The organism is Candidatus Accumulibacter contiguus, assembly GCF_012940005.1.
In the GTDB taxonomy this organism is placed as follows: Bacteria; Pseudomonadota; Gammaproteobacteria; order Burkholderiales; family Rhodocyclaceae; genus Accumulibacter; species Accumulibacter contiguus.
Map to the genome: position 1 here is coordinate 83,842 of NZ_SPMX01000017.1, position 19,383 is coordinate 103,224.

Annotated in this window: 23 protein-coding genes and 1 pseudogene; 11 read left to right on the top strand and 13 right to left on the bottom strand. The window is 61.7% G+C overall.

Going from position 1 to position 19,383, the window contains the following annotated elements; all coding sequences use genetic code 11:
- Positions 1-10: 10 nt before the first annotated feature.
- From E4Q08_RS07855 to E4Q08_RS07885, 7 genes are all read right to left on the bottom strand, one after another.
- The gene (locus tag E4Q08_RS07855) at positions 11-595 is read right to left on the bottom strand and encodes a nucleotidyltransferase family protein (RefSeq protein ID WP_169069962.1); all 585 of its coding nucleotides are present in this window, start codon (positions 593-595) and stop codon (positions 11-13) included.
- On the bottom strand, positions 595-1,623 hold the full coding sequence (locus tag E4Q08_RS07860) for an XdhC family protein (protein WP_169069963.1): 1,029 nt from the start codon (positions 1,621-1,623) through the stop codon (positions 595-597). The genes E4Q08_RS07855 and E4Q08_RS07860 overlap by 1 nt, the downstream gene beginning before the upstream one ends.
- A gap of 2 nt (positions 1,624-1,625) precedes the next feature.
- On the bottom strand, positions 1,626-3,824 hold the full coding sequence (locus E4Q08_RS07865; protein ID WP_169069964.1) for a xanthine dehydrogenase family protein molybdopterin-binding subunit: 2,199 nt from the start codon (positions 3,822-3,824) through the stop codon (positions 1,626-1,628).
- Positions 3,825-3,832: 8 nt separating this feature from the next.
- Complete coding sequence (locus E4Q08_RS07870; protein WP_169069965.1) at positions 3,833-4,291, bottom strand: (2Fe-2S)-binding protein; 459 nt, start codon at positions 4,289-4,291, stop codon at positions 3,833-3,835.
- A 188-nt stretch (positions 4,292-4,479) separates the two neighbouring features.
- Entirely contained in the window at positions 4,480-4,665 is a 186-nt protein-coding gene (locus E4Q08_RS07875; protein WP_169069910.1) for an Hsp20/alpha crystallin family protein, read from the bottom strand.
- Positions 4,666-4,725: 60 nt separating this feature from the next.
- A complete protein-coding gene (locus E4Q08_RS07880) occupies positions 4,726-5,367 on the bottom strand; it encodes a glutathione S-transferase family protein (protein WP_169069966.1) in 642 nt (213 codons plus the stop codon).
- Positions 5,368-5,419: 52 nt separating this feature from the next.
- Positions 5,420-5,746 carry a DUF2917 domain-containing protein gene (locus tag E4Q08_RS07885; RefSeq protein WP_034920101.1) on the bottom strand — a complete coding sequence of 109 codons (327 nt, stop codon included), beginning with the start codon at positions 5,744-5,746 and terminating at the stop codon, positions 5,420-5,422.
- 114 nt (positions 5,747-5,860) lie between these two features.
- On the opposite strand from E4Q08_RS07885, the gene gcvA reads away from it, so the two are divergent.
- Positions 5,861-6,826, top strand: coding sequence for a transcriptional regulator GcvA (gene gcvA, locus E4Q08_RS07890; protein WP_169069967.1), 966 nt, complete (start codon positions 5,861-5,863; stop codon positions 6,824-6,826).
- Between the two features lie 9 nt (positions 6,827-6,835).
- On the opposite strand, the gene E4Q08_RS07895 is transcribed toward gcvA, so the two are convergent.
- The 6 genes from E4Q08_RS07895 to E4Q08_RS07915 all read right to left on the bottom strand — a co-directional run bounded on the left by E4Q08_RS07895 (position 6,836) and on the right by E4Q08_RS07915 (position 9,005).
- On the bottom strand, positions 6,836-6,982 hold the full coding sequence (locus E4Q08_RS07895; protein ID WP_169069911.1) for a hypothetical protein: 147 nt from the start codon (positions 6,980-6,982) through the stop codon (positions 6,836-6,838).
- A gap of 346 nt (positions 6,983-7,328) precedes the next feature.
- Entirely contained in the window at positions 7,329-7,715 is a 387-nt protein-coding gene (locus E4Q08_RS07900) for a YhjD/YihY/BrkB family envelope integrity protein (protein WP_288129338.1), read from the bottom strand.
- Entirely contained in the window at positions 7,687-7,872 is a 186-nt protein-coding gene (locus E4Q08_RS24525; RefSeq protein ID WP_248594773.1) for a hypothetical protein, read from the bottom strand. Before E4Q08_RS24525 ends, E4Q08_RS07900 begins: the two co-directional genes overlap by 29 nt.
- Before the next feature lie 94 nt (positions 7,873-7,966).
- Positions 7,967-8,230, bottom strand: a complete 264-nt coding sequence (locus tag E4Q08_RS07905; RefSeq protein ID WP_034909357.1) for a hypothetical protein — start codon at positions 8,228-8,230, stop codon at positions 7,967-7,969.
- A 6-nt stretch (positions 8,231-8,236) separates the two neighbouring features.
- Complete coding sequence (locus E4Q08_RS07910; protein WP_169069968.1) at positions 8,237-8,620, bottom strand: hypothetical protein; 384 nt, start codon at positions 8,618-8,620, stop codon at positions 8,237-8,239.
- Positions 8,621-8,636: 16 nt separating this feature from the next.
- Positions 8,637-9,005, bottom strand: a complete 369-nt coding sequence (locus tag E4Q08_RS07915) for a PRC-barrel domain-containing protein (protein ID WP_169069969.1) — start codon at positions 9,003-9,005, stop codon at positions 8,637-8,639.
- A 573-nt stretch (positions 9,006-9,578) separates the two neighbouring features.
- Here E4Q08_RS07915 and E4Q08_RS07920 point away from each other — a divergent pair.
- The 10 genes and pseudogenes from E4Q08_RS07920 to cas2e all read left to right on the top strand — a co-directional run.
- Positions 9,579-9,737, top strand: a pseudogene (locus tag E4Q08_RS07920) (DUF6399 domain-containing protein); the annotation flags it as partial.
- 31 nt (positions 9,738-9,768) lie between these two features.
- A complete protein-coding gene (gene cas3, locus E4Q08_RS07925) occupies positions 9,769-12,585 on the top strand; it encodes a CRISPR-associated helicase Cas3' (protein ID WP_169069970.1) in 2,817 nt (938 codons plus the stop codon).
- 296 nt (positions 12,586-12,881) lie between these two features.
- On the top strand, positions 12,882-14,510 hold the full coding sequence (gene casA, locus E4Q08_RS07930) for a type I-E CRISPR-associated protein Cse1/CasA (RefSeq protein WP_034909364.1): 1,629 nt from the start codon (positions 12,882-12,884) through the stop codon (positions 14,508-14,510).
- 230 nt (positions 14,511-14,740) lie between these two features.
- The gene (casB, locus tag E4Q08_RS07935; RefSeq protein WP_169069971.1) at positions 14,741-15,241 is read left to right on the top strand and encodes a type I-E CRISPR-associated protein Cse2/CasB; all 501 of its coding nucleotides are present in this window, start codon (positions 14,741-14,743) and stop codon (positions 15,239-15,241) included.
- Between the two features lie 33 nt (positions 15,242-15,274).
- On the top strand, positions 15,275-16,339 hold the full coding sequence (cas7e, locus tag E4Q08_RS07940) for a type I-E CRISPR-associated protein Cas7/Cse4/CasC (protein ID WP_169069972.1): 1,065 nt from the start codon (positions 15,275-15,277) through the stop codon (positions 16,337-16,339).
- Between the two features lie 5 nt (positions 16,340-16,344).
- Positions 16,345-17,103 (top strand): type I-E CRISPR-associated protein Cas5/CasD, encoded by a 759-nt coding sequence (cas5e, locus tag E4Q08_RS07945; protein WP_169069973.1) that lies wholly within the window; start codon positions 16,345-16,347, stop codon positions 17,101-17,103.
- A 2-nt stretch (positions 17,104-17,105) separates the two neighbouring features.
- The gene (cas6e, locus tag E4Q08_RS26035) at positions 17,106-17,534 is read left to right on the top strand and encodes a type I-E CRISPR-associated protein Cas6/Cse3/CasE (RefSeq protein WP_169069974.1); all 429 of its coding nucleotides are present in this window, start codon (positions 17,106-17,108) and stop codon (positions 17,532-17,534) included.
- Positions 17,440-17,790 carry a type I-E CRISPR-associated protein Cas6/Cse3/CasE gene (gene cas6e, locus E4Q08_RS24530; protein WP_372703564.1) on the top strand — a complete coding sequence of 117 codons (351 nt, stop codon included), beginning with the start codon at positions 17,440-17,442 and terminating at the stop codon, positions 17,788-17,790. Before cas6e (E4Q08_RS26035) ends, cas6e (E4Q08_RS24530) begins: the two co-directional genes overlap by 95 nt.
- Positions 17,791-17,959: 169 nt before the next feature.
- Complete coding sequence (cas1e, locus tag E4Q08_RS07960) at positions 17,960-18,886, top strand: type I-E CRISPR-associated endonuclease Cas1e (RefSeq protein WP_169069976.1); 927 nt, start codon at positions 17,960-17,962, stop codon at positions 18,884-18,886.
- On the top strand, positions 18,867-19,163 hold the full coding sequence (cas2e, locus tag E4Q08_RS07965; RefSeq protein ID WP_034909374.1) for a type I-E CRISPR-associated endoribonuclease Cas2e: 297 nt from the start codon (positions 18,867-18,869) through the stop codon (positions 19,161-19,163). The genes cas1e and cas2e overlap by 20 nt, the downstream gene beginning before the upstream one ends.
- Positions 19,164-19,383 lie beyond the last annotated feature (220 nt).

Here is a 19,383-nt window from a genome sequence, read left to right on the forward strand (position 1 = left end):
ACGACGCGTGCTATTCGATCCGCAGATCATCCGGCGTGTCGATATCCCGCTGGACGCCAGGATCATCCGACGCGATGAGCGTGACCGACCGGGGGTGATCGTCCAGGATTCGCCTGGCGCCGACGTCGCCTTGCAGGCCGGCGAGGTCGGCAAACCAGCGCCGGGAGAAACCGACCGGGTGGCCCCGGCGTCCGCGATAGACGGGCGCGACGATGTCGGCACCGTTTCTCAAGGCCTGCAGCAGCGAATGCAAGGTCGCGGCCGTCAGAAAAGGCATGTCGGCCAGAGCCACGAGCCATCCATCGGCGTCGGCGCTCGCTCGAACGGCGCAGGCCAGGCTGCTGCCCATGCCGGCTTCGGCCTCCGGAGCAAGCCGTACATCGACCGCGGTGTCGGTCAGGAGCCGGCGCAGTTCGGTCTGTTGGGGGCGCAGGATGCTGACCGAATGGGGGCAGACGGCGATCAGGGTCCTGGCCGATGCGATGGCCATTGGCGTGCCATCGCGCAGCCGGTGCAGAAGCTTGTCGGCGCCGAAGCGGCGCGAGCAGCCTCCAGCCAGCAGGATGCCGACGAGTTCGCCAGCCGTCCTGCTCATCAAGCGAGCGGCGGGCCCGCGACGGCGGCCTTTGCGGCCGCTGTCGATTCGTGCCGGTACGGGCCGTTATCGGCTGTCCGGGTCACGATGCCGTATTTGGTGGCCGTCATTTCGGCCAGAATCGATAGCGCGATTTCCGGCGGGGTCCTGCTGCCGATCGCCATTCCCACCGGTCCGTGCAGCCGGCCGACCTGTTCGGCGCTGAGATCGAAATATTGCATCAGGCGCTCGCGGCGCCTGGCGTTATTGCGCCGCGATCCCAGTGCACCGACATAGAAAGCCGGCGATTTGAGTGCTTCGAGCAGGGCCAGATCGTCAAGCTTCGGATCGTGGGTGACGGCGACCACCGCCAGGTGCGGGTCGGGACGCATCGCCTGGACGACGTCATCGGGCATGCCGTCGGCCAGACGGCTGCCCGGCACCTGCCACGCGTCGCGATACTCCGGCCGCGGATCGCAGATGGTGACGGCGTAATCGAGCGCCTGCGCCATTTCGGCGAGGTAGCGCGAGATCTGGCCAGCGCCGATGATCAGCAGGCGCCAGGCCGGACCATGCGGGGTTCGCAACAGCTTGCCGTCCCAGTGGATCGATTCCCCCGGCACCGCGTCAGCGAGGCTTGCCTGGCCAGTGGCGAGAGTGAGCGAGCGGACGACGAGCCTGCCGCACGCCAGTTCTTCCTCGAGTTGGGCAAGCAAGGAAACGCAAGGACGGGGCTCGATGACCAGTTCGAGCGTCCCGCCGCAGGGCAGGCCGAAGCGTTCGGCCTCGGCCCGCGTCACGCCATACGTCTGGCTGAAAGGAAGATCTCCGGCCAGCTCCCCTGCCCGCAGGCGGCCGATCAGGTCGTCCTCGATACAGCCACCCGAAACCGAGCCACAAACCCGCCCGTCCTGGCGCAAGGCCATCCAGGCGCCAGCAGGGCGCGGTGCCGATCCCCAGGTCCGGACGACGGTCACCAGCGCGAAGCGGTAACCTTGCTCCGCCCAGCGTCGCACCTCCGAGAGCACCTGCCGATCGACGCTGTCCATTCTCAGGCACGCAGGTCTTCGGCACGGAACGGCAGACGGTCCGGATACTTTCCGGTTGCCGCGCCGATCGCATTGGCCACCGCCGGGGCGAGCGGCGGAACGCCAGGCTCACCGACACCCGTCGGCTTGGCCGTCGAGGGAACGATATGCACCTCGAGCCGTGGCATCTCGCCGATCCGGATCGGCCGATAGGTGTCGAAATTACCCTCGACCACGGCGCCCTCCTTGAGCGTGATTTCGCCATGCAGAGCGGCCGACAAGGCGAAGCCGACGGCCCCTTCGATCTGTGAGCGGATGTTGTCGGGATTGATCGCGATACCGCAGTCGACGGCACAAACGACCCGATCGACCTTGACCGTGCCATCGGCGGCAACCGTCACTTCGGCAACCTGTGCGACATACGAGTGAAACGACTCGTGCACCGCGACGCCTCTGCCGCGCCGGGTTCCCTTGACGCCAGCCGGCAGCCGTGTTCCCCAGCCGGACTTCTCGGCCGCCAGTCGGAGGACGCCGCGATGCCGGGGATGATCGGCCAGCAGTTCGAGGCGCCAGGCGACCGGATCCTTGCCAGCGGCTCTCGCCACCTGGTCGAGGAATACCTCGGTCGAATAGGCGGTGTGCGATGAGCCGACCGAACGCCACCAGAGCACCGGCACGTCGATGTCCTTCGGGGTGTGCAGGTCGACCAGCAGGTTGGGAATCGCGTACGGCAGGTTGGCTGCTCCCTCAACCGAGACGGCGTCGATCCCGTCCTTGACCATCATCGACTCGAACGGCGAGCCGAGCAGGATCGACTGGCCGACCAGCCGGTGCCGCCAGCCGGTGAGCTGGCCGCCCGCGTCGAGGGCGGCTTCGAGGGCATGGTGGAAGAGCGGCCGGTAATAGCCCGCCCGCATGTCGTCCTCGCGCATCCAGACGAGCTTCACCGGCGCCTTGCCGCCGATCGCCTTGACGATCTGTGCCGCTTCCACGACATAGTCGGAATGCGTATTCGCCCGGCGGCCAAAGCTGCCGCCGGCATAAAGCATGTTGATCCGCACCTGTTCCGGCGTGAGGCCGAAGATCGCCGCCAGGCGCGACTGGTCCGCGGTGGCCATCTGTTCGCCGTTCCAGACCTCGCACCCCCGTTCGCTCAGGCGGATGACACAGTTCATCGGCTCCATCGCCGCATGCGCGAGATAGGGGAAGTCGTACGTTGCCCGGACGATTCGGGCCGCGCCGGCAAAGGCCTGCTCGGTATTGCCGACCCGACGGGCGACCAGGCCGGGCGATTTTGCCATTTCGCGATAGCGCGCCACGATTTCCTCGCTGCCGAGCTTGAACGAGCGGCTTTCGTCCCAGTCGACCTGCAGCGCATCGCGCCCTTTTTTCGCGCTCCAGGTATCGCTGGCCAGCACCGCGACGCCGGAAGGAATCTGCACCACATCGACGACGTTCCGGACGCGCCTGGCCGCGCTGGCGTCGAAACCGCGAACCGTGGCGCCGAAACGTGGCGGATGCGCGACGACGGCAACCAGCATGCCCGGCAACTGAATGTCCTGCGTGAATTGCGCCTGGCCATTGGTCTTGTCCACGCTGTCCTTGCGCGGTGCCTGCTTGCCGATCAGCCGGAAATCCTTGGCCTCCTTGAGCACCACGCTGGCTGGCACCGCTTCCCGGGCGGCGTCCGCGGCAAGTTCACCGAAACGCGCTTGCCGCTTCGACCGGCGATGGCTGACGATGCCGTCGCGCACCGTGATCTCGCCCGCCGGCACCTGCCAGCGCCGGGCGGCCGCGTTGACCAGCATGGCGCGGCCCGCCGCCCCGGCGGCGCGCAGCTGGTCCCAGGAATTGGCCATTGCCGTACTACCGCCAGTGCCTTGTGACGCTCCCCAGAACAGATTGTTGTAGCGCGATGCGTCGGCCGGTGCGCCCTCCAGGCGGACAGTCTGCCAGTCGGCGTCGAGTTCTTCGGCGAGGATCGTCGCCAGACCAGTGTAGCTTCCCTGACCCATCTCGAGATGTTTGGCGATCACCGTCACGCTATCGTCGGTGCCGATGCGCAGGAAGGCGTTCGCTTCGAAGGGCTGGCCGGCCGGCGCGGCGGCTTTTCCGGCCCCGGCCGGGGCGGCGATCGCTGGCAGGCAGAAACCCAGCGTCAGACCGGCGGCGCCTTGCAGAAAGCTCCGGCGGCTGGCATTGGCAATCTTCGTGTTGACCATTTCAGCTCCTAGGCAAGGGATCGGGCAGCTTCGTGGATTGCCGCACGGATGCGCTGGTAGGTCGCGCAGCGGCACAGGTTGGCCGACAGCGCATCGTCGATGTCGCTGTCGGTCGGCTTTCGCTGGCGGCCGAGCAGGGCGATCGCACTCATGATCTGCCCGGATTGACAGTAGCCGCATTGCACGACATCGAGTTTACGCCAGGCCGCCTGCACCGCCCGGCCGACGCGCGACTGGTGTGCGGCTTCGATGGTCGTGATCTCGCGTCCCGCGACCGCCGAGACCGGCGTCAGGCAGGCGCGTGCCGGGACGCCGTCGACATGGACGACGCAGGCGCCGCACAGCGCCTGGCCACAGGCATACTTGGTTCCGGTAAGCTGCAGCGTGTCGCGCAGCACCCAGAGAAGCGGCGTGTCGGGGGCAACATCGACCTGCCGAGGCTGGCCATTGACTTTGAGCTGAAGCATGAGGCTCTCCTGCAGTGGATTGAAGTACACGGCGCAAGTATCGACTCCCTGGCCGCGTCTGTGGTCGAGGCCGGCCAGTTCGTTCAGCCCTTGCGCCTGTCGCGCTCGCCGCGGGCAAAAGGCGGGCATCCTTCCGGCCTGCCCGCCACGGCAAGAGCGCCGCCCGCGAAACCGCACGCCCCCGCAGGCTACTCGATCGGCACGTTCGTCCGCGTCGCCGAGGCCGTCTTGGGCAGTGTCACTTCAAGGATACCATCCTTGAACGCGGCTTTGGCCGCTTCCTGGACGATGATCAGCACCAGCATGCCGAAGGCAGCCAGACTCACGAAATAGCGCAGGAAGTCTCTTGGCTGAAAGGTCGTCGAAGGCGGCACGGAGATTCACTAGTCGCCTCGTCCGCTCCCTGCGCGGGTCCGTCGGCGGCGCGCTGCGGTTCATTCGTCGATCGGCACGGCCTTGAACGCGGCACTCGCCTCGAGTCTGTCGGCCAGCCTGGCAAGTGCCGGGTAGTCACTCGCCGGCCACTCGTGTGGCAGGACGTAGCGAACGAAACCGATCCCGGCAACGGTAGTGATGTCGGCCTGTGTCAGGCGGCCTCCGACCAGGAAATCGCCGGCGAGCCGTTCTTCGAGCATGGTGAATGCCTGCCGCATCTGGCCGCGCAGGCGGCCCGTCCAGTCGGCCCATTGCAACTCGCCGGGGCGCTTGCGCTCGTATTCGATGGCCACCGCTTTCTCGGTCGCGACGATCGCCAGCGCCATCATTTGCTGCACCTGCCGGCGCTCGGGACCGCTGCGCGGCGTCAGAGGCAGGATGTCGCGTTCGCCGGCCAGTTCGTCGAGATAGTCGAGAATGTAGGCGCTTTCAAAGAGCTTCTCGCCGCTCGGCAGCGTCAGCATCGGCACCTTGAAGAGCGGGTTGAGGGGCCGCATGGCATCCATGTGCCGGAACACCGACAACGACAGGTGTGTGAAGGGAATCGCGTAGAGGTTCATCGTCACCGCCACGCGTCGCACGAAGGGTGAATCATAGAGACCCAGCAACTGGTGTGGCGTGGCTTCCGTCAAGTCCGTCATCTTTTTCTCCAATCGTCAATGGTTGATGCGATCCGGGCATCCGTCCGGACGTTCATATCCAGGCCGACGCAACGCGGCTTAGCCTGAACTTCGGCAGGCACCAGCGCCGCCCAAAGGTTCCCGCCGGCGGCGCCAGCCGGATCTTCGCCGGCAGGTCGGCGTCCGCGCCCGCCGCCGGCCACGCTTCGACAACGACCCTGCCCGCACCCGCGATACGATGGCGGTCGCCGGGAAGCAGCCAGATATCGCGACCACCCTTCTCTTCGGTCAGCCAGATGCGCGTACCGAGCGCGACGACTGTCCAGCCGGCGAGCCGGTCGAGGGAAACGGCCTCGGCGGCACGCACTTCAAACTCGATGTAGGGTAACAGAGCGGTCATGGGGTTCTCCTTTGCTGGCGGTAGTGCCTGCCCGGTCCTGGACAGACAGTGCGATTCTCATCGTCGCGCGAAGCAAGTACAATCGAATTGTTCTCACGTGACATGTGAAGCAAATTGACAGATAGCCGACGTAGCCCACCGCTGGGCAGCCTGCGCGTTTTTGTGGCGGCCGCGCACAGCGAGAGCGTCACCAAGGCCGCCGCGCAGCTCCACCTGACGCATGGCGCGGTCAGTCATCAGTTGCGACAGTTACAGGACTACCTTGGCGTCGCCCTGTTCGAACGTAGCGGCCGCGGCCTGAAACTGACGACGCAGGGCGCCGCCTATGCCGAGCGGGTTTCGCGGGCACTCGCCGAGATCGGCAAGGCGACCGAGCAACTGATTGCCGCACGCGACTACCGCCGTCTGCGCGTGACCTGCATGCCATCGTTCGCCGCGCGCTGGCTGCTGCCGCGGCTCGGCAGCTTCATCTCCTGCCATCGTGAGCTCGATGTCGAGGTGCAATCGAGCGCCCGGCTGGCCGACATCAAGGGGGGCGAAACCGACGTCGCCCTGCGTTTCGGCCCTGGCCGTTACCCGGGACTCAGTTGCCGGCTGCTGATGAAGGACTGGTACTACCCGGTTTGCTCACCCGAGTTCATCGCTCGCCACGCGCTGGTCAGCCCGGCGCAGTTGCAGGGACTGCCGCTGCTGCGCTCGAACGATGAACTGTGGCAACCATGGTTCGGTGCCGCCGGCGTGGTGGTCGAGGAGCCTCAGCGGGGTGCGGTGTTCGATGACTCGAGCCTGATGCTGATGGCCGCCGCCTCGGGCCAGGGCGTGGCGCTGGCCCGGCATACGCTGGCCGTCGACGATCTGACAAGCGGACGCCTGTGCCGGCCTTTCACGATGGCCGTTGAGTCGCCTTTCTCCTACTTTTTCGTCTGCCGCCTCGCCGACGAGCAGCACGCCGCTGTCGTCGCCTTTCGTGACTGGCTGTTCCAGGAAGCCGCTCTGTATTGCCCGCCTGACGGCGAACTCGCGGTGGCCCGCAGCGACCCGCCAACGCCGCAAGAAGGCAGCGGCACCGCTGCGCAGTGACTCCAGCCATCAGGCGCTGAACTGCTGCGCCGCCAGGCGCGCATACCAGCTGCTGCGCTCGACCAGATCCGCCAGCGTCTTGTCGCTCTTCAACGCCGCCAGTGCCACTTGCGCCTGGAATGCCGGTGTGTGGTTGCGTCTCGCCCTGCTCGTCATGCTCTTGGGTGATTTCCGCAAAACGCCATACCAAGAGTCATCGCGTTAGGCCGGGCTCAGGGCCAGCAAAACAAGCCAATGCGGTAGTTGTTCGGGATCTTGATTCCCGGAAATCGCCCTAACGGTCATGGCTATTGCAGGCACCACCGATCATGAAAGTCATGACCGTTAGACTTTATCGGAAACGGCCTTGATTATCGTTCTGGCCATCGGTAGCGCTGACGACCCGCCCTGCCCACAGCCCGTATCGGATGCCAGTGGCTGCGTAGCGGGGGTGGGCCGGAACGATGATCAAGATTGCAGCCGCTGCTACGCTCGAACGACCAGACACTGCAGAAGTCGATTGCTACCCGGTTTGAGCCACTTTCGAACCGTGCTCGTGCGCGTACACCCAGGTGAACTCGGCGCCGACCCACACGTCCCGCCAGGCGATTTTGGCTCGTGGCATGAACTTGTAGATCATCGCGAAGAGTACAGTCGTAATGGCGAAAGAGATGCTGAAATCGAGCGCATGCAGAAGCGCTTCCCAGCCTGCGAAAAACCCATCCCACAATTTTTCGAATGCGGCGATCGCCGCACTGACGATCAGCGAGACCAGCAGCAGAAACCCCAGTCCCAGGACCAGGCCGAAAGAAAGCAGGCGCTTGCGCAGCAAGGTCCATAGGCCGTTCTCCGTGGCCGCGGCGGGAACGCGCCAGATGCGGTCAAGGTCGCTCTGTAATTCTCCGAACACAGTGGTTGGCCCCGATGATCGGCGTAATGTTGCTGACCACCAGCGCAATCGAGAACAGCGTGTAGTAGGCCAACGCTGCGCCCATGCTCGGGGCGTAATCGTCCACCCACGCCCTGACGGATTTCCTGCTCAGATCCCAGAGTTGCTTGAGGTGCATGCCGGTCTCCTGGTGTCGTTTCCCCGTGTCATCTTGCTTGCCCGCTCCAGTTGGCGCAGTGCTTTTGCGCGGCCTGGCCGTTGCATCGCATGCCTCACCGTAACAGCAGTTGTAACGTCTTGAGCACCTGCGTCAATACGCTCGGGCTTGCCGGGTAAACCACCGCCATTGGTTTGCTGCGGCTACGGCAGAGATAGCCCAGCACGAGGGCACCAAGCAGTACGCCGCCGATGACTAGCGGTGAACCGATGTGGCGGCGTAGATTCGCCCGTGCCGCCTGGTATTCGGCAAGCACAGCCATGCGTGCTTCGGCAACCTGCTGTTCGGCCAGAACAATCGAGTCAGTGTGTTTATTCATGTGGATTCATGTCGATTCCCTCCCGTCGGAAATTCGCCGCAGTTGCCGCCGCGTTGCCGGGAAGAGCAGGTATCGGCTCTGCTGAATCACCATCAACACGACTCCGCCGGCGCCCGCAAAGCTGAGCAATGCCGCGATCGACAGCGCCCATTCCCAGCCGACGATCTGGTTCTGAACGAGGGTCAGCACGACGCAGGCCAGCATCGTCAGCCAGCCGGTGAGCGCCAGCAGGGTGGCAACGAGCGCCAGCAGGGTGGCAACGAGCGCCAGCCCCACCATCCATGCCAGACTCTGGCCGGCCTGTTGGCATTCCAGCATGACCAGAGCGAGGAAGCGTTCGCCGACGGCGCGAAGCGAAGCAATCAGCGATACCATCGATCCGGTGGCCATCGGGGACTGCATCACACTATTGCCAATACGGCGTGCACTCGTAGAACGCGTGCACTTCGCTGTTCCACTTTTCATCTGCCATCGAAGGCCAATGTTCCGGATCGAATCCAGGCGCCGCTTCCAATCGCTCCTTGGCAATATCAAGATAGTAGGAGCCTATCGTCACGTTGTACTTGAGCGCGCCGAACGGAACTGCGAAGAGTTTTCCTCCCATGCCGAGAAAACCGCCAAAAGAGAGGACCGCGTACGCAACGCGACCGGTGCAGGGGTCGATAACGATTTCCTTGATGTTTCCGAGGCTTTCGTTTTCAGGGTTAAGCACTTTCTTGTCGGTGATGCTCGAAGCTTTAATGGGAGGGTTTGAAAATGTTTGCGTTGCACTCATCTTGCTTTTCCTTCTGCAGGGTGGATGGAAACAGGAATTCAGCGCTGTTGATCTCCGCAGGTGGGAAATACATCCGGAGAAGCCCACACGATGAATTCCAGCGCTCAGGATAGGTGGGGAATCGCGCAATATCTGTGCGTTGGCAAACATAAGGGGGAAACGGCCTTGATCATCATTCCGGCCAAAGCCGAGTGCTGCACCTGGTGAAAGTCCTGCGGAAGCGTGGCAGGACCCTCGAAATCACGTACCCTTGGAAGTGCAAACCAACCGAGGGAGAAGGAAGATGCTCGAAGGTCCTGCCGGGATCGACTCCAGACACGAGGCCGGTGCCACGGCGCGCTGCACGGCCATCGATGGCCGGTGGGTCGTGAGGCGCCGCTCGCGCCTGGATCGGGCGGAGCAGCGTGAAACGGCCAGCGCGCGCTTGGCAGCGGGACAGCCGCCCAGGCGTGCTGGGCGGTTGAGCGGGCGGCCCAGCAGGCGTACGAAGACCCCTCGCCACGTCCCTGCGGTCGCCCGTCCGCATCCACGCCGCCGTGAGCGATGTAGTGCAGACCGAAAGATCGTTTTCAGCGCAGCAGCTCCGGCGTGGAGGGCCGCAACGCTCAACTGGCCCTGCATCACCATGGCTGCCATCGCCTGAGCGACCGCAAGCTCTCGGCGCTCACCGCCGTGCACCACTACTACATCCGGCGTGCCGACGACCTCGCCCGTCCAAGCCGCCCTATCTGATGCCGCTGGCGGCGTAGCGGGGATGGCCGGAATGATGATCAATGCCTCAAAACCGTACTTTCGTTACTGGGGTAAGGCCAAGCCGCAAGACGGCAGTGGGACGCAGTTTCATCTGTTGCCATATCACTGTCTGGATGTCGCGGCGGTCGGGTTGGAATTCTGTCGCAAGGCGCCCGCATTCTGTCGTCTTCTCGGCCAACGACTGAACTTTAATGATCACGTGGCGCTGCAACGATGGATCGTGTTCTGGCTTGCCATACACGATCTCGGCAAGTTTTCCGAAGCCTTTCAGAGCCAACGGCCAGACTTGTTCAAGGCCATGAGAGGTCGCCCGCCGGACGCCAGCAAAGAGTACAAGCTTCGCCATGACAGCCTGGGCATGCAGTTCTGGAGCAAGCCTCTCATGGACTACGTGAAGAAGGATGTGTGGTTTGGCCCTCAAACCGGATTATACGAGTGCGGACTCAACTACTGGGCACGCGCAGTGACGGGACATCATGGTCAACCGCCGCAAGAGGGTGGTTCATGGAAAGCCAATTTTCATTGGCAAGATGATCCGTATGCAATTCTCGAATTCACAACAGACATCAGAGCCCTGATCTTTGAGGATCGGGAGGCGGCCATTCCCACCATGCTCGACCCGGAAGCCTTTGAGTTGGCGAGTCAGGATCTGTCATGGTGGATGGCGGGATTGGCTGTTCTCGCGGACTGGCTGGGCTCCAATACGGACTACTTTGCGTATCGTGCCGACACGGAAAATCCGCTGCCACTGCGGGAGTATTGGGAGCACGCCAGGCGGCAAGCCGTCGTTGCGCTTGATCATTCCGGCGTGTTGCCTTTGAATGTCGGGCGCGCATTAGCGTTCGATGCGCTTTTCCCCAGCATCATCACGCCATCTCCACTGCAGGCCTGGGCTGCAACGGCCGAGCTTTCGCAAGGCCCACAGATTTATCTGCTGGAGGATGTGACCGGCGCGGGCAAGACCGAAGCGGCTGTTTTGCTTGCACATCGTCTGATGGCGGCAGGGCATGCCGATGGCTTCTTCATCGGCCTGCCGACCATGGCCACGGCTAATGCGATGTACGGCCGCATTGCGCAAGTCTATGCGCGCCTGTTTGAAGAGAACGCCAGTCTTGTGCTGGCGCACGGTCAGCGCAATCTGGTGGAGGCGTTCGCGGAATCCGTGATCCCTGCCGGCCCAGTTGATGCAGACAAGCAGCAGTTGGACGAGACGGCGAGCGCCCGTTGTAGTGCCTGGCTGGCCGACCACAACAAACGTGCGCTGATGGCTCCGGCAGGCGTCGGCACGCTCGATCAGGCATTGCTGGCCGTTCTGCACAGCAGGCATCAGTCGCTGCGCCTGCTCGGATTGTTCCGCAAGGTGTTGGTAGTGGACGAGGTGCATGCCTGCGACACGTACATGCAGGGCATCCTCGAGAACCTGCTGATCTTTCATGCGCGTGCCGGTGGAAGCGCCATCCTGTTGTCGGCAACGCTGCCGCAACGCATGAAAAAAGCACTGTTACGGGCGTTTGCGCGCGGATGTGGATGTCAAAGAGAATTGTCAATGATGGCGGGTCGGACCGACTACCCGCTGGTGACTTCCTGGCATAGCGATCGGCCCGATCGTCCCGCCGAGATTCCCATCGCCACACGCGACGATGTAAAGCGCACGGTCGCCGTCGACTATCTCAGTGATGAGGCGCAAGTCATTGCAGCCATCGAAACGGCGCTTGCTGCCGGCAAATGTGTTTGCTGGATTCGCAATACGGTAGCCGATGCCTTGGAAGCCTGTGCACTCTTTCGGGGCAAACTGCCTGCCGACAAGCTCACCCTTTTTCACGCCCGCTTCGCTTTGCGCGACCGCCTGCACACCGAACGCAAAGTGTTGACGTTATTCGGTAAGCGCAGCACACCGGCACGGCGGCGGGGCCGATTGGTCATTGCTACACAAGTCGTCGAGCAAAGCCTGGATGCAGACTGGGATTTCGTCGTCAGTGACCTCGCACCCATTGATCGTCTCATCCAGCGCGCCGGTCGCCTGCAGCGTCATCCACGTGATCAGCAAGGGTGGCGTTTGCAAGACCCTGCCGCACGCGACCAGCGCGGCGAACCCCGTTTGTGCGTATTCGGCCCGGGGTGGACAGATGTGCCTAAGGCTGACTGGTTCAAATCCGCGTTCAGGAAAGCGGCCAACGTCTATTCCCACCATGGCCAGCTCTGGCTGACCGCGAAGGCGCTGCAAAACGGCGGTTTTGCCATGCCTGGCGGTGCCCGCAGTCTGATCGAGGGCGTATTCGGAAGCGATACGGAGATTCCGACCGCGCTGGAGCACAACGCCAATCAGGCGGAAGGCAAAGCCTACGGTGACGCCAGCCAAGCCCAGCAGAACACCGTGAAACTGGAGTTGGGATATGTAAGAGGTGGCTTCGACTGGTGGAGCGAAGCCAAGACGCCGTCGCGTTTGGGCGAGGCGAGCGTGAACGTCGTGTTGGCGCGTTGGGAGACTGGCCAACTGGTGCCTTGGTGTGCGCACGCGAATCTGCGGCATGCCTGGGCTTACAGCACGGTTCGCGTCGCCGAGCGACTGATCGCCAAGACGGCAGAGCCCAAGGACCCCGAACGGCAGGCAGCCCTGGAGCAGGCACTGCTGACATTGCCGGGGAGGGGCCAGTGGGCAGTTCTGCTGCCCCTGGAGTTGATCAATGAGGCATGGACCGGAGAGGCCTGGAGCAAGAAATCCGGCCAAGAGGCATTCGTACTTCGACGCTGGCAATACCAGAGCGAAAGCGGGTTGCTTGGGTTGGAAGCACCGGACGAGGACTCGTCCGGTGCCACCCCGCGATAGCGAGGAACATTGCCCAGCAAAGGGCTGGCGAACCGACTTGGTACGGTTCATCCCCATCGGAATGAGGAACACGGCGATAAGTGTCTCACAAAAACAGGAAAAAACTCTTAGGCGAACCAACTTGATACTTTGTAAAATTTGCATCGCTCCACATTTCCTGCTAGACTTTGCTCATCTTGCTGGTATTGCAAATCGCCTCCCGGCACTCCAAGCACCGGGCGGGCAGGTGCAGAAAAAGCAAGAGCGGACGGCCTCGAAAATCGCCCGGCTACCCAATTTCGCACGAAGGGATGCATATGGTTTCACTATTGTCTGAACCCTGGATGCCTGTGCGGTGCCGTGACGGCAGCCGAATGTGGATTGCCCCGGATCGCTTATCCGATCCTGACCTTCTGGCATTCGATGCTGACCGGCCCGATTTCAACGGTGCGCTGGCGCAGTTTGCTGTGGGTCTGTTGCAGAGCAGCACCCCCATGAATAGCGAGACGGCATGGGGTAAATGGTTTGCAGAGCCGCCGCCGGCGAACGTTCTGAGCGAATGGTTTGCGCCCCTCGCCCCGGCTTTCGAACTGGATGCTGAGGGGGCTCGCTTTATGCAGGACTTCAGCCTGACCGCTGAAGAAGGGGTATCCAATGAGATCGGTACGTTGCTCATCGAAACGCCTGGTGAAAACGCGCTCAAGAACAATAGCGATCATTTCATCAAGCGCGGACGCATCTCGGCCATGTGCCCGCATTGCGCTGCCACCGCCTTGTTGACCCTGCAGATCAATGCGCCAGCGGGAGGTGTCGGGAACCGGACCGGGCTGCGCGGTGGAGGGCCATTGACTACCCTGGTCGTCAGCATGTCGATCGATGGACCTACCCGTTCCCTGTGGCATGACTTGTGGCTCAACGTACGCGATCGCAGAGGGTTTCTGGGTCTGTGCGGTGATGCCGGCAAGTCAGCACTGTACTTCCGTTTTCCGTGGATGAACGATATGTCAGCTATCCAGAAAACGGGTGGTGAGACTACGCCTGTCCAGGTGCATCCGGATCAGGTGTTTTGGGCCATGCCGCGTCGCATACGCCTGGACTTCGACACCGTTTGCAGCGGTGAATGTGACGTCTGTGGTCGAGCCAGCAAACAACTGATCGGACAATACATCGCCAAAAACTACGGCTTCAATTACAAGGGAGCCTGGCTCCACCCCTTCTCACCGTACTATGAGACCAAGGAAGAGTGGCTGCCACTGCATCCGCAGCCTGGCGGCTTCGGCTATCGCCACTGGCTCGGCTGGGTGTTTGGACAAAGCACCGGCAAGAAGAAGCAGCGGCGCGCCAGCGTGGTGGAACATGCGCTCGCCCACCGACGTGGGGAATTGCGTCTGTGGGCTTTCGGCTATGACATGGACAATATGAAGCCACGTTGCTGGTACGAAGCGACCATGCCGCTCTATGGCCTGGCCGACTGTGATGAAGATGCCCAGCAATGGGTGGAGTCGCAGGTGGAGATTTGGCTCGCGGGCGCCGATTTGGCGGCGTTCTACCTGCGCTCTGCCGTCAAGGATGCCTGGTTTGGCGCAGACGCGCGTGGGGATTTCAGTGCCATTGATGCGGCTTTCTGGAACGTGACCGAATCTGCTTTCTATATGCAGTTGCAGGAAGTGATCGATCTCACCCGACAGGGTCTCGAGGGCGACATGCTGCAAGTTCGGCAGAGATGGCACCAGGTACTGATGAAAACTGTCGCTTCGCTATTCGATGAGGTATTTGTTGGAGCCGGCCAGGTGGAGCGGCAAAAGCCTCAACGCGTGGCCCTGGCATACCAGCAACTAAATAGAAACATGCGTGGGCCGAAAATGCGGCAGGCCCTTCATCTGCCGTCATCCGTAACCGATAAACCAAGGTCAAGCAAGAAGGTCACACAAATGGCCGCCATCTGACGGTCATGGCTGTTGCAGGCATCCTCGATCATGGAAGCCATGACCATGTCCCTTCCTTGCTGGGCGCATTCCGGCTGGCACGCCGGAATTGTTCGATAGGCACGGAGCCATGCTCCGCGAATTTCCCATCTCGCCTCCCGACCCCCCAAGCGGGCGAGGGGAGCCCTTCGACAAGGCTCAGGGCAGGATTCGTGAGTCGCTGACGCGACTTTCACATTAAGGAGTCCCGTATGGCTGTTTACTTCACGAAAGACGAAGGGAGTGGCAAGGTCTTGTTCGACTGGTGGGAAAATTTGGACCAGGATCGCGCGAGTCGCGCGGTGCTGCGCAGAGCATCGTCACCCACTGAGATCGCGTTGCTCCCTGCTTATCAAAGGTTATGCAGGCGTTTGGGCGCGCTGAACTGGAAGGCGTGGGAAAGGGATCGATTTGCCGTCGTCGTCGGTGTGCTGTCGCATATAAAAGCCAACGACGCACGCTCACCGGCGCAGGCCATGAGCAAGCATGAGCCTGTCAAGCCGGGAGACAAACCTCCCGTCAGCGAACTGCGCTTCATGCGACTGCTCGATTCCCCCGACCCGGATTCCCTGTTTTCGGGCATGCGCCGCGTTCTTCCCCTGATGCGCAGCGTCGATGTCATCGTGCTGGCAAATGATCTGATGCACTGGGGCGATGCGGTCAAGAAAAAGTGGGCTTATAGCTATGAGTGGCCTGATGAATCCGTTCGCTAAATTCTTTCTCAACTCTTTTCAGGAAAACACGCGATGTCACGCTTTGTTCAGCTTCACGTTCTGACCAGCTATCCACCCTCCAACCTGAATCGCGACGATACCGGTCGCCCAAAAACCGCGTTGATGGGCAATGCGACGCGCTTGCGTCTCTCATCGCAAAGCCAGAAGCGCGCGTGGAGAACCTCGGACATTTTCGAGATTTCCCTGGCGGGGCACCTCGGTAAGCGCACCAAGTGGATGGGCAAGGAAATCTTCAAGGCGCTCAAGACTGCCGGCATTACAGAAAAAGCCGCCCGCGAATGGACGAAGGCCATCGCAGCTCGTTTCGGGAAGCTGAAATCGGACAAGAAGACGGAAAATGACGAGGATCTGGAGATTGAGCAATTGGCACACTTCAGCCCGGAAGAAATAGCCGCCATTGAAACCCTGACCAACCAGTGTGCTGAACGTGGCAGCGCCCCGACTCAAGACGAGTTGGCGCTTCTAAGCAAGCCCAGGCGTGCCGTGGACATTGCCATGTTCGGCCGTATGCTGGCCGATACACCGGCATTCAATGTCGAGGCTGCTGTGCAGGTGTCGCATGCGATTACCGTGCACAAGGCGGCAGTGGAAGATGACTACTTTGTCGCCGTGGATGACCTGAACAATGGTCAGGTGGACAGTGGCGCTTCGCACATCGGTGAACGCGGCTACGGCGCTGGCCTGTTCTACCTCTATCTGTGCATTGACCGGGAATTGCTGAAAGAAAACCTCGGCGGTGACGAGGCACTCACCGCCAGATCCCTGGAAGCCCTGGTCAATGCCGTGACCAAGGTATCTCCGACCGGCATGCAAAACAGCTTCGCCTCTCGCGCCTATGCCAGCTATGTGCTGGCCGAAAAAGGCAATCAGCAGCCACGTTCGCTGGCGCAAGCTTTTCTCAAACCGGTCAAACCATATGACGAACAGGACATGCTGGCAGAGGCAGTGAAGGCCATGACCAAGCGCTATGAAAATTTCGACAAGGTATATGGCAAGTGCGCGGAGCTGCGCTACCACATTGATGTGGAGAAGGGAGAAGGCACGCTGCCGGAACTCGTCGCCTTCGTACAAAGTTGAAAGCCATGGATTTTCTGGTCTTTCAACTGCAGGCGCCGCTGGCGTCCTGGGGCGGCGCAGCGGTGGGCGAGTATCGCGGCAGCTACGAGTATCCCGGTGAATCAGCCCTGCTCGGCTTGCTGGCCGCCGCACTCGGCATCCGGCGCGAGGAGGATTCGACGTTGGCAGGACTGAGGCAAGGCTATGGGTTTGCCGTCGGCGTGCAAGACGGGGGCACCTTGCTGCGGGATTACCACACGGCCCAGGTGCCGGGACGTGCGGCACTGAAGGGGCGGCCGCAGGCGACGCGACGTGACGAGTTGGCGGTGCCAAAGCGCGAGTTGAACACCATCCTGTCAACACGGGATTATCGGCAAAATGCCGCGTGCGTCGTGGCGGTGCAGGCGCGCGTAGACGCGCCGTATCCTTTGGATACCTTGGCAGGCGCGTTGCGAACGCCGCGCTTTGTACTGTATCTGGGGCGCAAAGCCTGTCCGCCTGCAGCTCCTCTGTACCCGACAGTGATCAATGCCGATTCGGCGCGGGCTGCCTTCGAACAATACCTGGCGCGGCTTGAACAGTTGCATTTGGCGCATCCGGATGCTCGGGGGCGCTCGCTCTTGGAGGATGTGGCTCCGTTGGTACGAATCGCCTGGTCCGACGGTGTCGCTGCCGGTGTAAATCCCGATCTCAGCGTGCCACGCAAGGATCGCGTGATTCGTCGCAAGGGCTGGCAGTTTGGTGATCGCACCGAGCATATCTGGTTGCGGAACGAAGGAGTGTGACCATGTACTTCACCGTGATCACGCCATCGCCCGGCAGAGAACGCGAGGCAGCGCATCAGCGGGCGATAGGCCCTTACGCCGAACATCAATGGCTGTGGCACTTTTTTCCTGCGGCAGAGAACTCCCCCAGGGATTTTCTGTTCCGGAGAATGGACATTGACGGCCTTCCGCGTTTTTACCTTGTCTCGAAACGATCTCCGCAACTACTGAATGGCGCTTGGCGCGTCCAGACGCGAGAATATTCGCCACGTCTTGCCGCAGGCGCGTTCTTACGCTTCGACCTCCGGGCAAATCCAGTCGTCACGATCAGTAGGGACGGAAAGTCTGCACGTCACGATGTCGTCATGCAGGAAAAAAAAACGCCTGCTCGCAGAACGCGGTCTTGCCTGCTGGAATCAGTGGAAAGGGAACGACAGGCCCGCGCTCCATGAACTGGTGAGTGATACCTGTGGGCAATGGCTGTTCTCCAGATCTCCGCGGCTGGGTTTCGAAATCGTGCAGGAAAGCCTGTTGGTAGAAGCTTATACGCAGCACGCCGAGAAGAAGGGGAGTCTGCGGTTCAGCAGCGTGGATTTTTCCGGGGTATTGAGAGTGACTGATGCTGCGGCATTTTCTGATGCTTTGTACGGTGGCATTGGGCATGCAAAAGCATTTGGCTGTGGCCTGTTGCTGGTGCGTGCGGCATGATCTACGGGTTTACAGCCAAGACAGGTTCATGTGAAAGTCGCGTATGCGACTCACGAATCTCCCCTCCCCCCTCGCGGGGGGAGGGGTTGGGGGGAGAGGGAAACGGTCATGACTTTCATGATCGGGGGTGCCTGGAAAAGTCATGACCGTTAGCTAGGGAGCTTTATTCATGCTGCCACCTCTCAAACCCATCCTGATCAAGGAGCGTTTGTCTGTCGTCTTCGTGGAACGGGGTGAAATCGATGTCGTTGATGGCGCTTTCGTGCGCGTGGATCAACAGGGCTTGCGAGTGCGACCTGTGCTCACACACATCCCGATCGGTGGGGTTGCCTGCATCATGCTGGAGCCCGGCACGCGCGTGTCGCATGCTGCCGCGGCACTGGCTGCGCGCGTTGGTACTTTGCTGGTATGGGTCGGCGAAGCGGGGGTGCGCCTGTATTCAGCCGGGCAACCGGGCGGCGCGCGTGCCGATCGTTTGCTGTATCAGGCCAAGCTGGCGCTCGACGAGGTGTTGCGACTGAAAGTGGTGCGCAAGATGTACGCGATTCGTTTTGGCGAGGAGCCGCCAGCGCGGCGCAGCGTCGAACAACTGCGTGGGATTGAAGGCGCACGGGTGCGGCGCAGCTATCAGTTGCTGGCACAGAAGTTCGGCGTCAACTGGGGTGGGCGCGACTATGACCCGGAAGATTGGGATGTGTCCGATCTGCCGAATCGCTGTTTGTCATCCGCGACGGCAGCGCTCTATGGCGTGACCGAGGCCGCCGTGCTTGCCGCTGGCTACGCCCCTGCCGTTGGTTTCATTCATACCGGCAAGCCCTTGTCTTTCGTGTATGACATTGCCGATATCTATAAATTTGAGACGGTGGTGCCGGCCGCTTTCAAGGTGGCTGCCAACCCGCCAGCGAACCCGGAACGTGCCGTGCGGCTGGCGTGCCGGGATATGTTCCGACAGACCAGGTTACTGGACCGTATCATCCCGGATATTGAGAATATTCTCGCAGCGGGCGAGATTCCGCGCCCGGAGGCACCTGCCGATGCAGTCGGTCCCGCCATTCCCAATCCGGAAAGCCTCGGCGATGCTGGTCATCGTTCTTGAAAACGCGCCGCCACGTTTGCGTGGCCGCTTGGCAATCTGGCTGCTCGAAGTGCGGGCGGGTGTTTATGTCGGCAACTATTCGCGTAAAGTTCGGGAAGCGATCTGGGAGCAGGTGGGGAAGGGCATCGAAGACGGCAACGCGGTGATGGTCTGGCGCTCCAACACCGAATCGGGATTCGACTTCGAAACGCTTGGGGCGAACCGCCGGGTTCCGTCGGAGATCGATGGAGTACGCCTGGTTAGTTTCTTTCCCGAGCCCAAGGAAGGCGATCTTTAACAATTCGGAAAATGGCATTTACATGTCTTGTTGTTGGTAGAATTTGAAGGCCAAATACTTCCATGAAAAATCATGGTGATGGAAGAAGTGTGTTCCCCGCAGGCGCGGGGATGAACCGCAGTCTAACCCTCAGCCTGCCAGCAATGGCAGGTGTTCCCCGCAGGCGCGGGGATGAACCGCCCTGTAAGGGCCAGCGTTGGAGTCGCTACTAGTGTTCCCC